General features: G+C 69.7%; 15 protein-coding genes. 7 read left to right on the plus strand and 8 right to left on the minus strand.

Annotated features, from left to right (window positions below; genetic code table 11):
* Positions 1–3: 3 nt before the first annotated feature.
* Positions 4–1,176: a DUF305 domain-containing protein gene (locus M6G65_RS22630; protein WP_238199865.1), complete on the plus strand. Its 1,173-nt coding sequence runs from the start codon at positions 4–6 to the stop codon at positions 1,174–1,176.
* Positions 1,177–1,249: 73 nt separating this feature from the next.
* Positions 1,250–1,474, plus strand: a complete 225-nt coding sequence (locus M6G65_RS22635; RefSeq protein WP_238199864.1) for a hypothetical protein — start codon at positions 1,250–1,252, stop codon at positions 1,472–1,474.
* Positions 1,475–1,623: 149 nt separating this feature from the next.
* Here the strand turns inward: M6G65_RS22635 and egtD are convergent, their stop codons facing one another.
* From egtD to gntA, 3 genes are read right to left on the minus strand one after another with little or no spacing between them, the layout of a single operon-like run.
* A complete protein-coding gene (gene egtD / locus M6G65_RS22640; protein WP_238199863.1) occupies positions 1,624–2,547 on the minus strand; it encodes an L-histidine N(alpha)-methyltransferase in 924 nt (307 codons plus the stop codon).
* Between the two features lie 7 nt (positions 2,548–2,554).
* Positions 2,555–3,505 (minus strand): methyltransferase, encoded by a 951-nt coding sequence (locus tag M6G65_RS22645; protein ID WP_238199862.1) that lies wholly within the window; start codon positions 3,503–3,505, stop codon positions 2,555–2,557.
* Between the two features lie 11 nt (positions 3,506–3,516).
* Complete coding sequence (gntA, locus tag M6G65_RS22650) at positions 3,517–4,272, minus strand: guanitoxin biosynthesis heme-dependent pre-guanitoxin N-hydroxylase GntA (RefSeq protein ID WP_238199860.1); 756 nt, start codon at positions 4,270–4,272, stop codon at positions 3,517–3,519.
* Positions 4,273–4,694: 422 nt separating this feature from the next.
* Between gntA and M6G65_RS22655 the strand changes: the two genes are divergently transcribed.
* Both M6G65_RS22655 and M6G65_RS22660 read left to right on the plus strand, forming a co-directional pair.
* Positions 4,695–5,270, plus strand: a complete 576-nt coding sequence (locus tag M6G65_RS22655; RefSeq protein ID WP_238199859.1) for a YgjV family protein — start codon at positions 4,695–4,697, stop codon at positions 5,268–5,270.
* Between the two features lie 138 nt (positions 5,271–5,408).
* Positions 5,409–5,819, plus strand: coding sequence for a PilZ domain-containing protein (locus tag M6G65_RS22660; RefSeq protein ID WP_238199858.1), 411 nt, complete (start codon positions 5,409–5,411; stop codon positions 5,817–5,819).
* 3 nt (positions 5,820–5,822) lie between these two features.
* Here M6G65_RS22660 and M6G65_RS22665 read toward each other — a convergent pair whose 3' ends face one another.
* Positions 5,823–6,260, minus strand: coding sequence for an HIT family protein (locus M6G65_RS22665; protein ID WP_238199857.1), 438 nt, complete (start codon positions 6,258–6,260; stop codon positions 5,823–5,825).
* 137 nt (positions 6,261–6,397) lie between these two features.
* On the opposite strand from M6G65_RS22665, the gene M6G65_RS22670 reads away from it, so the two are divergent.
* A complete protein-coding gene (locus M6G65_RS22670) occupies positions 6,398–7,357 on the plus strand; it encodes a cation diffusion facilitator family transporter (protein ID WP_192709798.1) in 960 nt (319 codons plus the stop codon).
* Between the two features lie 16 nt (positions 7,358–7,373).
* Here M6G65_RS22670 and M6G65_RS22675 read toward each other — a convergent pair whose 3' ends face one another.
* The 4 genes from M6G65_RS22675 to M6G65_RS22690 all read right to left on the minus strand — a co-directional run bounded on the left by M6G65_RS22675 (position 7,374) and on the right by M6G65_RS22690 (position 11,539).
* Positions 7,374–8,228 (minus strand): SDR family oxidoreductase, encoded by an 855-nt coding sequence (locus tag M6G65_RS22675; RefSeq protein WP_250102913.1) that lies wholly within the window; start codon positions 8,226–8,228, stop codon positions 7,374–7,376.
* 10 nt (positions 8,229–8,238) lie between these two features.
* The gene (locus M6G65_RS22680) at positions 8,239–8,418 is read right to left on the minus strand and encodes a DUF1328 domain-containing protein (protein WP_010685332.1); all 180 of its coding nucleotides are present in this window, start codon (positions 8,416–8,418) and stop codon (positions 8,239–8,241) included.
* 112 nt (positions 8,419–8,530) lie between these two features.
* Positions 8,531–9,901 (minus strand): chloride channel protein, encoded by a 1,371-nt coding sequence (locus M6G65_RS22685; protein WP_250102914.1) that lies wholly within the window; start codon positions 9,899–9,901, stop codon positions 8,531–8,533.
* Positions 9,902–10,147: 246 nt separating this feature from the next.
* Complete coding sequence (locus tag M6G65_RS22690) at positions 10,148–11,539, minus strand: deoxyribodipyrimidine photo-lyase (RefSeq protein WP_238199855.1); 1,392 nt, start codon at positions 11,537–11,539, stop codon at positions 10,148–10,150.
* A 543-nt stretch (positions 11,540–12,082) separates the two neighbouring features.
* Here M6G65_RS22690 and M6G65_RS22695 point away from each other — a divergent pair.
* The gene (locus M6G65_RS22695; protein WP_238199854.1) at positions 12,083–13,198 is read left to right on the plus strand and encodes an NHL repeat-containing protein; all 1,116 of its coding nucleotides are present in this window, start codon (positions 12,083–12,085) and stop codon (positions 13,196–13,198) included.
* A gap of 134 nt (positions 13,199–13,332) precedes the next feature.
* Complete coding sequence (locus M6G65_RS22700) at positions 13,333–13,710, plus strand: PH domain-containing protein (RefSeq protein ID WP_238199853.1); 378 nt, start codon at positions 13,333–13,335, stop codon at positions 13,708–13,710.
* The last annotated feature ends 16 nt before the right edge of the window (positions 13,711–13,726 follow it).

Below are 13,726 nucleotides of genomic sequence, written 5' to 3' on the forward strand. Positions count from 1 at the left end.
AGCGTGAGCGGCATCGTGAGGCGTCTCTGGTCGAGCCAGGCCGGGATCAACTGGCGCGCCGCGGCCCTGCTCGGCCTGTTCAGCAGCACGTTCTCGACCCTGGTCAGCCAGTTCACCGCCACCCGCATCGGGCGCGACGCCGTGGTCGACTGGATGGTGGTCGCCGCCATCCCGATGCGCGACGCGGCCCTCCAGGTTGAGCCGTCCTGGCCGGTGATCCTCACCGGCATCCTGTTCCACCAATGGGCGGACTTCTCCTGGGCCTTGGTGTTCTTCGGCCTGTTCGCGCGCTGGACCGCCGGCCTCCGGCCCTGGACGATCCTGCTGATCGCGCCGGTCTGGGCCCTCTTCACCTCCGCGTCGGAATGGCTCTTCCTGGTGCCGCTCCTGCCGTTCTGGCAGCCGATCTTCCCGCTGGAGCAGCCCTACTGGATCGGCTTCCTGGTCCACCTCACCTCGGCCTCGCTCTATCCGCTGTTCCCGTATCTGCGGGACACGGTGGCGGGGCGGCGCCCCTCGGCGCACGGCCGGTTCGCGGCCGTCTGGAGCGGCGGGGCCATCCTCGGCGTGTTTGCCCTCGGCACACTGGCGCTCCTCGGCTGGCAGGGCCGCGAGATCCCCTGGACCGGGCACGATCCGGCTTACGACCAAGACTACATGCGGCGCATGATGGCCCACCACGCGCAGGGGATCGCGCTCGCGAAGCTCGGGGCCGAGCGCGCCCAGGACAGTCATCTCCGGTCGCTCGCCCGCCTGATCGCGGCCGCGCAGACCGGCGAGAACACGGTCTTCGACCAATGGTGGCGCAGCTGGTTCGGCGACGCGTCCCAGATCTGCGCGCTGGCCGAGCGGGATTCCATGCCGGGCATGCTGGATCCCGGCCAGATCGAGGCGCTCCGCGGCTTGGACGGCCCGGCCTTCGACGCGCGGTTCGTGGCGCTCATGACGTTCCACCATGCCGGCGCGATCGCCATGGCCGATGACGCGATGCGCCAGGCGGACGACCTCCGCCTGCGGATCATGGCGCAGGGCATCCGCCACGAGCAGCGCGGCGAGATCGCCCTGATGCACGGGCTCGAAGGCCTGGCTGCGGTACAGATGGCTCTGGGCGACCTCGTCCTCCCGGCCGGCCGTGCAGCGCCCGAGCAGGCGGCCGGACAGCGCCCGTCTCCCTAGCCGGAGGAACCCGGGATCCCGATCGGCCGGTACCGCGTTTTCACCGAACCGCATCACTGCCCGGAGGAATGCCGTGGGGCTCGCTGCCTTCGTCTTCTTCGTCGTTCCGTGGATGGCCTTTGCCGTCTGGATCTATCTCAAGCCGGGCAGCATTCGCCTCGGCGCCCCGGCGGCGCCCTGGCGGCCGCTGACGGATTATCCGCCTCCGCGGCGCGACCAGCAGCAGGCCGGCGAGACCCAGAGCATGGCCTCGGGCGCCGCCCATGACGGCAAGCACCAGCCCATCGCCTCGATCTGATCCACGGATCTCGGTGCCGGCGTCTTTGCGAGCGACGCGAAGCAAGCCGGCGGCGCGACGACGCCCCGTGTCGCGCTGCCCTGGGTCGCGTCGCTGCGCCCGCGATGACGGAGGGATCCGTCACCCGGGGACCGTGATCGGAACCCGGATCAGGCCTCCGCCTGCAGCAGGTGCAGGTTGAAGCTGCCACCGTCCGCCTGCCAGAGCGCGCGGGGCTGCCACCCGCTCGCTCGCGCCAGGGCCTGGAACGCGTCCGCCGTGTACTTGTGCGACGTATCCGTCCGGATGCTCTCGGAGGCGGCGAACGCGATGCTCCGGTCGCCCAGCCGGTAGATGGCCGGCCGGATCGCCACCAGATGCGCCTCCACGCGAAACGGCTCGGGCAGGAGCCGGACCTCGTGCCGGAAATTGTCGATGTCGAAATCGGCACCGCACTCGCGGTTGAGCCGGGTCAGGATGTTGCGGTGGAAGGCGGCCATCAGCCCGTCGGCGCCGCCATAGGCGCGCTCCAGGCGCGCGGGATCGGTCGTGCCGTCGGCACCGACCAGGAACAGGCTCGGGCCCAGTGTCGCGCGCGCCCGTTCCAGGAACAGACCGGCGTCGCGCGGGTCGAAGTTGCCGATGCTCGTCCCCGGGTAGAAGCCGAGGATCCCGCCCGGCCCCGCCGAGACCGGGAGCTGCACCGGCTTCGAGTAGTCGGCGCAGACCGGCACCATGGTGATGCCCGGGTAATCCGGCGCCAGCCGCCGGATCGCCGCTTCGAGATACGCGCCCGAGATGTCGATGGCCACGTAGCCGGACGGGCTGTCCAGGGCGTCGAGGAGCGTGCGGATCTTGCGGCTCGCGCCGCTGCCGAACTCGACCACCGTCACGCCCGGCGCCACCGCGCGCGCCACGTCGGCCGCGACCTGGGGCAGGAGCGCCGTCTCCTGCGCGGTCGGGTAGTAGTCGGCGTTGTGGCAGATCCGGTCGAACAGGTCGGAGCCGGTCTCGTCCCAGAGGAACTTCCCCGGCAGCGTCTTCGGCCCGGCCGTCAGGCCCACGAGGGCATCCCGGAGAAATTCGTCGTTCATCGCTGCATCACCGGCGCGTGACCGTAAGGATGACCAGCGCGAGCCGCTCGACCTCGTCGTAGACGGCATTCGCCAGTTCCTCACCATACTCGTCCGGGTCGAACTCGCGATAGCTCCAGTCGAGGCCAGCGCGGCCGCACAGCGCCTCAACGGCGTCGCGGAACGGATCCTCGCCCTCGACGATCGCCGCACCGGTGAACAGGACGAGGCTGCCGCCGGGGGCCAGCCGCTCGACCGCCTGCTCGGCCACCGCGAGCGACAGCCCAGCGCCGAGCGGACCGCCGCCATGCCGGTACGCGCGCGCCGCGGTGTCGATCATGAAGGGCGGGTTCGACACGATCAGGTCGAACTGCCCCTCGACGTCGCGGAGCATGTCGCTGTGGCGGACGTCGACGCCGTCCGTGCCGGCAAGCCGGGCGTTGACGCGCGCCGCCCGCATGGCGGCCGGGTTGATGTCGACCAGCACGACCTCGGCGCCCGGCGCGCGCTTGGCGACGCAGATTCCGGCGGCCCCAGAGCCGCAGCCGAGATCGACCGCGCGGCGCACCGGCCCCGAACGACCCTCGAGATGGGCGATCACCGCGCCGGCGAAGCGCATCGTGTCGGGCCCAAAGAACACCGCGTCGGCGGCGCTGGGCGGGTACGAGGAATGGGCGAACAGCTCGCCGTCGAGGCTGGAGAACCGGATCGTGGGCCGCAGGAGCGGGCCGTCCTCGACCACGGCGCCGGCCTCCCGCATCAGCCGCAGGATCGGCTCGGGCAGCAGGTCGGCGCGGAACGGACGGCTCCAGCCGAACACGTCGCGCAGGCTCTTCGCCTCGGCATTGCGCGGCCGGGCGTTGACGTGGGCGTGGGTCGCGGGGGTCACCGTCGTGAAGGTGTAGCCGGTGTCGCGCACGGCGCGCGCCAGAGCCAGCACAGCTTCCTCGTTCTGGGGAAACGGTTCGGATTGCGTCATCGGGCGGCCCTTCAGCTGTCCATCTGGCGCGCCACGAAGGCGCCGTTCGAGAGATCCTCGGCCACCTGCTGCGCGTCCCAGGGGGCCGCGGCGGCCCCGCGCCGGAACGGGCAGGCCCAGTCGTCGGGGACCGCGCGCCCGCTGAACTGCCGGGCCGCCGAGCGCTCGCCGTGATGGGCGAGCATGGGGTTGACCGAGCCGGTCCAGGCGGCGTCGCGATCGACAATCGAGGCGCGCAGGCGCTCGTAGCGCCCCTCCGCACGCAGGCGCTCGAACTGGTCGTGGAGGTTGAACACGAGGGCCGGCGTCTCGAAGCGCCGGGCGCGCCGGCTCGCCCCCGGATGCAGCCCGACCAGGAAGAAGCCCTCGCCGCCCAGGCTCAGCGAGAAATGCGGATCCTCCGGGTCCGAGGCGACCCGCGGGTCGTAGCCCTGGCCGAGGCACTGGTCCTTGTCGGAGAGCGACTGCACCCGCTCCCAGAGCGCCGCCTCGAACGCCTCCTCCGAGAGGGTTCGGGGGCCCTCGAACAGCACCACGAAGCTCTGGAACAGGTTCGGCTGCGCGCGGTAGCGGCAGATGAAGGCCAGGAGCGCCGGATAGATGCGGGTGTCGTCCCAGCCGGACGTGATGTCGCGGGCGACCACGATCTTCATCTGGCCCCGCGAGAGGGCGGATTTGGCACCCACGCAGGGGAACGGCACATGCTGGATGAAGTCCCGGAAGCGCTCGGCAACCGGATGATGGTCGTCATTCGTCGGAAGCTGCATGTGAGAGCTGGGTCAGACCACCGGTATCGCGCACGGTCGCACCCATCGCGGCCCGATCGGCCGAGATGTCGTCCCGAGTTCAATGCCCGGGAAACCGGACTTGGCAGGCATTGTTCCCCAGGCGACGAACCGCATTCCCAGATTGATTTATGTTAAGTCCGGTCGTCTAGTCCGATTACACGGCTAATACTTGTCAGCTTGACGTATGCTTTGATACGCGCGGCCGCGGAGCCCGCATCCCGGGCTCGCCTCCGGCGCCCCGGAAAGACCTGGCGTGAAGCCGGTTTCGCTCACGATTGCGGCGCGGCGGACACGCTCGCGTGACCATTCGGGCGGGGCGGGCTGGCGTTAACCAACTGATTACCATGCGAACCTAGCGCATCCGACAGAAACGGCGCCCCTGCGCCGGTTGGGCGCTGACAATGAACGCCGTCGATGTTCTGTATTCCTGGTACGCTTCGGCCGCAGCGCACCTCGATCTGTTCGGATCACTCGGTCTATCCCTCGGCTTCATCGCTGGCATCATGCCGCGCCGGGATCGAATCCTCCTGGCGTCGGCGGCCTGTGCCGCCTGCTTCGGCGCCCATTACTTGACGCTCGGCGCGCTGACCGGCACGGCGATGTGCGCCATCTCGGTGATGCAGAGCCTCGTCTCCCTGCGGTGCGTGGGCATGCCGGGCCGGAGTGGCTGGGTCCCGCCGCTCTTCGCGGCGAGCACCCTCGTGGCGGCCTGCCTGACGGTGGCCACGTGGAACGGCTGGCCGTCGGCCTGCGCGGCCGTCGGCACGCTGCTCGCGACGGCCGCGCGGCTCAACGCGGCGCCGCAGCCCATGCGCCTCCTTTTCCTCGGTGCCTCGCTGTGCTGGGGCGGCCACAACCTGCTGGTCGGCTCGGTCTTCGGCCTGACCTGCGACGTGCTGACGATCTTCGGTCTCGTGATCGCGCTGCTGCGCGCCGTCCAGACCCGCGCGATCGAGCCGGACGGCCTGCGGGCGTAGCCGGGATGCACCGCCGGCCTCGGTCGATCCATCAACATCGGCCGCTCAAACAGGCCGTGACTCCAGTATCCTGACCAAGATTCCTTAAGGGCTGACAGGCAGGATCCGGAGCATCGTCAGCACTTCGGAGCCGGCCGCATGTCCGAGCATCGCAAAGAGACGCGGCAGAGGGTCTTCCTCAAGGGCCGCATCGTCTTCAACAACGGGTCGTCGAGCTTCGACTGCCTCGTGCGGGACATGTCCTCCTCCGGCGCGCGCCTCGTCATGAGCGACGCGACGACGCTCCCGGAGGCGTTCGACCTCTACATTCCGCAGAAGGACCGCACATACCGGGCAACCCTGCGCTGGCGCCGCGAGGACGGCATCGGCGTCACGTTCGAGGAGCCGGCCCGGGCCGCCGGTTCGGCGCCCGCGCCCGATCCGGCGACGACCGAGGCGGCTCTGGCCATGCTGCTGAAGCGCGTCAGCGAGTTGGAGACCGAGAACGCCGCCCTGCGTCGCCTGCTCGCCAGCATGGCCCAATCCGGTGACTCGGTGAGCGCCGCCTGAGCGTCAGCCCTGCCCTTCGAGCGCCGCGCGGATCCGCGCGGCGTGCTCGGCCAGGATTGCGTTGTCGGCCATCCCGCCCTCGTGCCGCTTCAACGGCACGCCCTCGCGCCGCGGGATGATGTGGACGTGCAGGTGGAACACGGTCTGGCCGCCGGCCGGCTCGTTGAACTGGAACAGCGTCAGGCCCTCGGCCCGGAAGGCCGCCTTCACGGCGCGGGCGACCGTCTGGACGCTCGTCATCAGGGCGCTCAGCGACTCAGGCTCGGCGTCGAGCAGGCCGCGGGCCGGGGCCTTCGGGATTACCAGGGTGTGGCCCTCGCCCTGGGGCATCACGTCCATGAAGGCCAGCGTATGCGCGTCCTCATAGACGCGATGGCACGGGATCTCGCCCCGCAGGATCTTGGCGAAAATGTTGTCGGGATCGTAGCGGGCGTCGGCCATGCTGCCTCCGGGCATTCTTGAACGGGCGCAGGTTGCACGGGGTGTCGGTCCGCGTCCACACGGGAACCGGTCGCGCGCGGGAACGCTTGCACCGCCGCGGCTGCCGCCGCGCGTGATGGAGTGCAGGAGGGTACCGGATGGCGCATGAGAGCACGGGGGCGATCTACGCGGCGGCCGGCGCCAACCTCGCCATCGCGGCGGCGAAGTTCGTCGGCGGGGCGCTGACCGGCTCGACCGCGATGATCGCCGAGGGGGTGCATTCGGTGGTCGACACGGCCAATCAAGTGCTGCTGCTCGTCGGCATGAAGCGGGCCGAGCGGCCCGCCGACGAGCGCCACCCATTCGGCTACGGGCGTGAGATCTACTTCTACGCCTTCGTGGTCGCCCTGATGATCTTCCTCGGCGGCGGCCTGTTCGCGATCTACGAGGGCATCGCGCGGATCCGCCATCCGGAGCCCGACGTGGATGCCGAGATCCTCGGATACCGGCTGCCGGGGATCTGGGTGAACGTCGCGATCCTGGGCTTCTCCATCGCGGCCGAGGGCACGTCGTTCTTCGTGGCGATGCGCCAGTTCTGGGCCGAGAAGGGCAAGCACTCGGCCGTGCGGGCGATCCGGCGCAGCAAGGACCCGACCCTGTTCACGGTGCTGGCCGAGGACGCCGCCGCGCTGATCGGCCTCCTGATCGCGCTCGCCGGCGTCGGCCTGTCGCACATCCTGGAGATGCCAAGCCTCGACGGTTGGGCCTCGGTGGGGATCGGGCTCGTGCTCGTCGGCATGGCCGGGTTCCTGATGATCGAGACCCACGGCCTGCTGATCGGCGAGGCGGCCGATCCCGAGATCGTGGCCGCGATCGGCGATCTGGCGCGGGCCGAGCCGGGCGTGCTCCACGTCAACGAGGTGCTGACCCAGCACCTCGGCCCGTCCGACATCCTGGTCAATCTCAGCATCGACATGGCCGACGACCTGAGCGCCGGCGAGGTCGAGAGCCTCGTGACCCGCCTCGACCGGGCGCTGAAGCAGCGCAGCCCGGACGTCACCCGGGTGTTCATCGAGATCCAGCAGCAGGGCGAGCACGGGGTCCGGGCGGCGGCGTGACGGCGCCTTGCGCCGGTCAGCCGCTCCGGCCGATCTGTCGGAGGCTGAGTGCCCAGACCCTCTCCTGCACGGCCTCGTCGCGGCTCTCGGCCGAGGATGGCTTCGGCCGCCGATGCGAGAAGTAGCGGCCGGTGACGCCGTCGAGTTCGGGAGCGCTCGCGACATGGAGCGAGGTTTCGGCGCCCTTGTCGGGGCTCGACAGGAACGGGCGCATCAGCGACCACGCGGTGCCGAACAGGCCGCCGGTGTTCCGGGCGAAGCCGGTGTTGATCACGCCCGGATGCAGGGCGTTGACGGTGATGCCGCTGTCCTTCAGGCGCCGGGCCAGGGCATAGGTGAACAGGACGTTGCCGAGCTTCGCCTGGGCGTAGGCCCGCATCGCCCCGTAGCGCCGGGCGCCCTCGATGTCGCCGAAGTCGATATGGCCCCGGTAATGGGCCGCCGAGGCGACGTTGACGATCCGCGGCTTCCCGCCGGCCGCCGCCGAGGCCTTCAGGGTGTCGAGCAGTTCGAGGGTCAGCAGCACGTAGCCCAGGTGATCCAGGGCCCAGGTGCGCTCGATGCCGTCGATGGTGAGCGTGCGCCGGTCGAAGATCGCACCGGCATTGTTCACCAGCACGTCGAGGCGCGGATAAGCGTCGCGCAGTGCACCGGCGAGGCGCCGGATCTCGGCCTGAGCGGAGAGATCCGCGACATGCGCGTCGACCGCCGCGCCGGGCACGGCGGCGCGTATCCGCGCCGCGCAGGCCTGCGCCTTCTCCGCGTCCCGGCCGACGATCGCGACCCGCGCGCCGCGGCGCGCGAGCCCGAGGGCGGTCTCGTATCCGATGCCGTTGGTCGCCCCGGTGACGAGGCAGACCCGGTCCCGCATCGCGTCGGCCTCAGAACACCGCTTGGCCGACCGCGAAGGCGATCACGACGATCACGATGGCGATCAGCAGGAACAGCCCGAACAGGATCCGCGCCAGCGAGCCCGCGCCCGAGGCGATGCCGGTGAATCCGAGACCGCCCGCAATCAACGAGATCACGAAGCAGATGAGGGCCCACTTCAGAAGGGTCATGGCGTCACTCCGGCTTAGCCCGCAGGGCGGGCTGACAATTCCTGCCTCAACCGGCGCCAAGCGAGACCGTTCCGCCGAATCTGGCCCGGTCCGCTTTTATTCTCAAGGTCGGTCAGGCGGTCTTGGTCACCGGCTGCGCCGGGACGTCGGCGCGCTCCAGCATGATCTCCGCCAGGGTGTGGTAGAGCCCGCCGCGGCAGACCGCCTTGGAGGCGGCGTCGGCGATCAGCGCCGCCACCATCAGGGGGATCATCATTGAGTGGTTCTGGGTCATCTCGGTGACGATGACGAAGCTCGTGATCGGCGCCTGGAGCACTCCCGTCAGGTAGGCCACCATCCCGATCAGCACGAGCGCCCCCACCGGCATATCCGGAAGCAGGCCGTGGACCGTGCCGCCGATCCCGGCCCCGACCGCCAGGGACGGCGCGAACAGGCCGCCCGGGATGCCGCTGATCGAGCTGAGCACGGTGGCGGCGAATTTCAGCGGCGCGTAGCTCCAGCCGGCCGCGGCGTCGCCGTGGAGGATCGCCCGGGCCTCCTCGTAGCCGGTGCCGTAGGCGGCACCGCCCGAGGCGAGCCCGCACAGGGCGACGCACAGGCCGCATGCCGCCGCGAACAGGACCGGCCGGCCCCGGACCAGCCGCCCGGCGGCGCCGGGCAGCCCGCGGGCGAACAGGATCACGAGGCGGCTGAACACGCCGCCCGCGAGGCCGCCCAAGGCGGCGATCAGAGGCACGATCCAGCCCGCGGCTAGCGGCAGCTCCGCCTGGGTCGTTCCGAAATAGGTGTAGTTCCCGAGGAGCCAGAGGGAGGTCAGGCCCGCGGCCACGATCCCGGCGACGATCAGCCCGGACGAGCGCGCCTCGTAGGCCCGGCCCAGTTCCTCGATCCCGAACACGATCCCGGCGAGCGGCGTGTTGAAGGCCGCCGCCACGCCCGCGGCGCCGCCGGCGAGAAGCAGCCCTGGCAGCCGCTCCGGCGTCAGGCGCCCGAAGGCGGCCATGATCGCGGCGCCAACCTGCACGGTCGGCCCCTCGCGGCCGGCCGAGGCGCCGCAGAGCAGCCCCAGGAACAGGACCATCACCTTGCCGAAGGCGACACGCGGCGAGATCAGGGCGTAGCGGAAGCCCGCATCGCGGGCGTGGCGGGCGGCGATCACCTGCGGGATGCCCGAGCCCTGCGAGTTCGGGAAGACCGTGCGGGCGAGCAGCGCCGCGAGCGCGAACCCCGCCGGCGTGAGCACCAGGGCGATCAGCGGCGAGATCGCGATCAGACGCCGGAATCCGTCCTGCGCGAGATCCGCACCCTTGGCCATGAGGACGGCGGCGAGGCCGACGCCGATGCCGCCGGCCAGGAACAGCAGCCGGCCGCGCCAGAGCGGATAAGCCTCCATCGAGGCCGAGCGCAGCCGCATGATCGAGCGGCGGTAGCGCGAACGCTTCGGGAGCGGGGCGTCCATCGTCTCCTGCGCCTCGTCCCGCATCTCGATCCTGTCTGAGCTCTGCACCCGCACTGCCGGAGCGAACGCTATACCGCAATCGGCAAGGATTGGCCCCCGTCCGGATCCGAGGGGTCCAGCACGGACGGGCGCGCGACGGCGCATAGGCCGCGCGACACCGCACCGATCCGGGCTGCGCGCATGTTCAGATCGGCTGTGGCGCCGACCGCTGCAGCCTGACCCGGCGCGCCGAAAGTCGGAGCCTCGGGCCCGATCGGCGCCAGGGCCGCCCTACCCGTCCGCCTCCGCCGCGCAGAGCGCCTCGACCGCTTTCACATAGGCCTTGGCGTCGAACTTCTTGAGCGAGTTCTCGCTCTGATAGCGGACGGTGCCGAAGACCTTGCGCGTCTGCCACGGGCGATCGTGGAGGCCGAACACCCAGGCGACGTTGGTGAAAGAGTTCGGATCGCGTCCGTCGAGGAAGTAGCGGTTGTTGAGCCGGAGCGTGCGCGCGAAGGCCTCCTTGGGCGAGGGCGACCAGTCGAGGATCTTCTTGCCCCAGTACATCCGCAGCTGGTTGTGCATGTAGCCGGTCTCGCGCATCTCGCGCATCGCCGCGTTCCAGTACAGATCATGGGTCTCGCCGGCCGCGAGCTGGTCCTCCGCATAGGTGTGCGGGCGGGCATCCTCGGCGTGTTCCGCCAGGGTCTTGCGCGCCCAATCCGGCACCGCCCTGTCGTAATCGTCGTACCCCTCCGTGTAGAAGACGTGGTTCATGGCGAGTTCGCGCCGGACGATCAGCTCCTCCAGATAGGCGCTGTGGTCGTCGTCATCGCCGATCTTGGCCTCCCGCACCGCCAGGGCGATCTCCACCGGCGAGATCTGGCCGAAATGCAGGTACGGGCTCATGTGCGAGGCGGCGGCCTCCGGCATGTTGCGCCCGGCCCCGTAGCCCGCGAACCCGTCCTTCAGGAACGCGTTGAGCCGCTTGCGGGCCTGCGTCTCGCCGCCGGTGAAGCGCTTCACCGGCCCGACCACCCGGTCGAGGCTCATGCCGGCGAGCACCGCCTCCGGATCGGAGACGTCGATCTCGGTCTCGAGCTTGAGGCCCTCCGCCTTGCGCTTCAGCTTGCGCGGCGTCAGCTCCGCGATGAACGGGTCCCAGAGCCGGTTGAGCTTCGGCCGCAGCGTCCGCGCGGCGTATTCATGCTTCGTTGAGGCCGTTTCGACGGGCACGACCACGTCGCCCTCGACCTGAACGATCCGCGTCGTGACGGCCGCGGTGATCTCCCGGTACCAGCCCTTCTGGATGGCGAGATAGCCGCGGTCGAGAACGAGCAGCGCGGCGTCCGCGGACAGGTCGATCGCCACCTTCGCGGGTGAGGCCTTGCGCATCACGAAGCCGATCCCGCGCGTCTCGAGACCCGCCTTCGCGTCCGCGAGCCCCTGAAGCAGGAACGCGTAGTGCCGGGCATTGGCTTCGGGGAAGCCGCTCGCGCCATCGAGCAGGCCGAAGCAGGCGACGACCGGCAGGTTCAGCCGGTTCGCCTCCTCGATGGCAAATTCCAGGGCCGGGTTGAACTGGGCCCGATTGGCCTGCTGCAAGAGGTACAGGACGTAATCCCCGTCTCCGCGCGGCTCGACATCGTTGAGGACCCGGATCCGTTCACCCTGAATCGCCATGCGCACCCTGACCCTTGCTTCAGCCGTCCCACGGAAGACTTGGCCGGAGAGCTAGAGCGCATGGCGAATTCGTCTCTCGGCGGGTCCGAGATGAGAAGACGCAGTCGAACCGCGGGGCGTCGCGCCGCTTGATCCGACAAAACCGCGCCTGATCAGCAACTTATGGGGTGGTCCGCCACCCTGGCCCGCGAAAATTCAGATTTCGGCCACGCCGCACCGCCTGCGACATTTTCAACACAGCCGTCCGCGGACACGTGTGCAGACGCACAAAAGGACAGCCCTGCTGTCCTGATCCTCTTGTAATTTTCGCCCATCGGCGCAGATTGTGCAGCGCGGGAGAGCGATGGCGTCGCCCTTCCGCAGCCCTTCTTGGGCGTTTCCTCCCTAGACTTCGGGCCGCTCCTTCGGGAGTGGCCTTTTTTCTTTTTCGGCCCCTGATCCGGCGCCCTTTGTCATCGGAGCGCCCCCGTGTGGCTGGATCCCGCTTGCGCCGGGCGCCATGCTGGCCGCGAGCGCCGGGACAGGCGCGGTTGAGGATACGCCATGAGGATTTTCGCCGCGCTGCCGGCATTCGCCTGCCTGCTCGCCCTCGCCGGTCCGGCGCCTGCTGCGGACGCACCGCGCTTTCAGGTCGACCCGTCCTGGCCGAAGCCGCTGCCGAATGACTGGATCATGGGTCAGGCGGCCGGCGTCGCCGTGGACGCGCAGGATCATGTCTGGGTGGTCCAGCGGCCCCGGACGCTCACCGATGACGAGAAGGCCGCGAGCCTCGATCCGCCGCGCACCAAGTGCTGCAAGCCGGCTCCGTCGGTGCTGGAATTCGACCAGGCCGGCAACCTCCTGCGGAGCTGGGGCGGCCCGAGCGCGGGCTACGACTGGCCGACCAACGAGCACGGGATCCAGATCGACGGCCAGGGTTTCGTCTGGATCGCCGGCAACGGCGACCAGGATGGGCAGCTCCTGAAATTCACGCCCGACGGCAAGTTCGTCCTGCAGATCGGCAAATCCGGCCCGCAGACCGACAGCCGCGACACCAGCCGCCTGGGCAAGCCCGCCAATGTCGACTTCGACATGGCGGCGAACGAGGTCTACGTCGCGGACGGCTATTACAACCACCGCATCATCGTCTTCGACCGCGATACGGGCGCGTTCAAGCGGATGTGGGGCGCCTACGGGAAGCCGCCGACTGACGACAAGCTCGGCCCCTACGACCCGGCGGCGGCGCCATCCCAGCAATTCGCCAACCCGGTCCACTGCGTGCGGATCGCCCAGGATGGGCTGGTCTATGTCTGCGACCGGACGAACGACCGCATCCAGGTGTTCAAGAAGGACGGGACCTTCGTGAAGGAGTTCTTCGTCGAGAAGAACACCCGGGCGAACGGCTCGGTCTGGGAGCTGGCCCTGTGGCCGGACGCCGACGAGACTTACCTGCTCAACGCCGACGGCGCCAACAACGAGGTCCGCACCCTGTCGCGGGCCACTGGCGAGGTGGTCGGAGCCTTCGGCCGGAACGGGCGCATGGCGGGCCAGTTCCACTGGGTCCACAACCTCGCGGTCGATTCGAAGGGCAACGTGTTCACCACCGAGGTCGACACAGGAAAGCGGGCCCAGAAGTTCCTGGCGCTCGGGGACTTCGTGCTGCGCAAGCGCACGCCGTGAGCGCGCGGCGGGTCGCCGTGAGAGCGGGGCGCCGTGCCTGAGCCTCGCGGCGCTCCCGCCGGCCCGTATCGGTGGAGTCTTCGCCTCGGGTGGATGCTATCGTAGGCGGACACACATGACGCAGCGGCGGGATCATGGGTCTACTTGACGGATTGCTGGGCCACGGCAGCGCGGTCGATGCCGCCTCCCTCGAGCGCAGACTCGAGGGAATCCTGATCGAGGGCGAGACGGCCCGCCTCGCCTTCAAGATCATCCGGGACGTGTTCGTGTTCACCGAGCGCCGCGTCATCCTGATCAACGTGCAGGGTGTCACGGGCAGCAAGGTCGAGTTCCTGTCCGTGCCCTACCGGGCCATCGTGCGCTTCTCGGTCGAGACGGCCGGCACGTTCGATCTCGATGCTGAACTCAAGATCTGGGTGTCAGGTACGCCGCAGCCGATCGAGCGTACCCTGAAGAAGGGTACCGACGTGCGCGGCATCCAGCGCGCCTTGGCGGAGGGGGTGTTGCGCTGACGGCGCGACGACGCAG

The sequence above is a fragment of the Methylobacterium tardum genome (assembly GCF_023546765.1).
Classification (GTDB): Bacteria; Pseudomonadota; Alphaproteobacteria; order Rhizobiales; family Beijerinckiaceae; genus Methylobacterium; species Methylobacterium tardum.

What these genes read in the sequence shown, in the direction of transcription:
- egtD (WP_238199863.1), bottom strand. Translation starts at nt 2,547, where the DNA reads ATGAACGACGAATTTCTCCGGGATGCCCTCGTGGGCCTGACGGCCGGG.
- M6G65_RS22645 (WP_238199862.1), bottom strand. Translation starts at nt 3,505, where the DNA reads ATGACGCAATCCGAACCGTTTCCCCAGAACGAGGAAGCTGTGCTGGCT.
- gntA (WP_238199860.1), bottom strand. Translation starts at nt 4,272, where the DNA reads ATGCAGCTTCCGACGAATGACGACCATCATCCGGTTGCCGAGCGCTTC.
- M6G65_RS22655 (WP_238199859.1), top strand. Translation starts at nt 4,695, where the DNA reads ATGAACGCCGTCGATGTTCTGTATTCCTGGTACGCTTCGGCCGCAGCG.
- M6G65_RS22660 (WP_238199858.1), top strand. Translation starts at nt 5,409, where the DNA reads ATGTCCGAGCATCGCAAAGAGACGCGGCAGAGGGTCTTCCTCAAGGGC.
- M6G65_RS22665 (WP_238199857.1), bottom strand. Translation starts at nt 6,260, where the DNA reads ATGGCCGACGCCCGCTACGATCCCGACAACATTTTCGCCAAGATCCTG.
- M6G65_RS22670 (WP_192709798.1), top strand. Translation starts at nt 6,398, where the DNA reads ATGGCGCATGAGAGCACGGGGGCGATCTACGCGGCGGCCGGCGCCAAC.
- M6G65_RS22675 (WP_250102913.1), bottom strand. Translation starts at nt 8,228, where the DNA reads ATGCGGGACCGGGTCTGCCTCGTCACCGGGGCGACCAACGGCATCGGA.
- M6G65_RS22680 (WP_010685332.1), bottom strand. Translation starts at nt 8,418, where the DNA reads ATGACCCTTCTGAAGTGGGCCCTCATCTGCTTCGTGATCTCGTTGATT.
- M6G65_RS22685 (WP_250102914.1), bottom strand. Translation starts at nt 9,901, where the DNA reads ATGCGGGACGAGGCGCAGGAGACGATGGACGCCCCGCTCCCGAAGCGT.
- M6G65_RS22690 (WP_238199855.1), bottom strand. Translation starts at nt 11,539, where the DNA reads ATGGCGATTCAGGGTGAACGGATCCGGGTCCTCAACGATGTCGAGCCG.
- M6G65_RS22695 (WP_238199854.1), top strand. Translation starts at nt 12,083, where the DNA reads ATGAGGATTTTCGCCGCGCTGCCGGCATTCGCCTGCCTGCTCGCCCTC.
- M6G65_RS22700 (WP_238199853.1), top strand. Translation starts at nt 13,333, where the DNA reads ATGGGTCTACTTGACGGATTGCTGGGCCACGGCAGCGCGGTCGATGCC.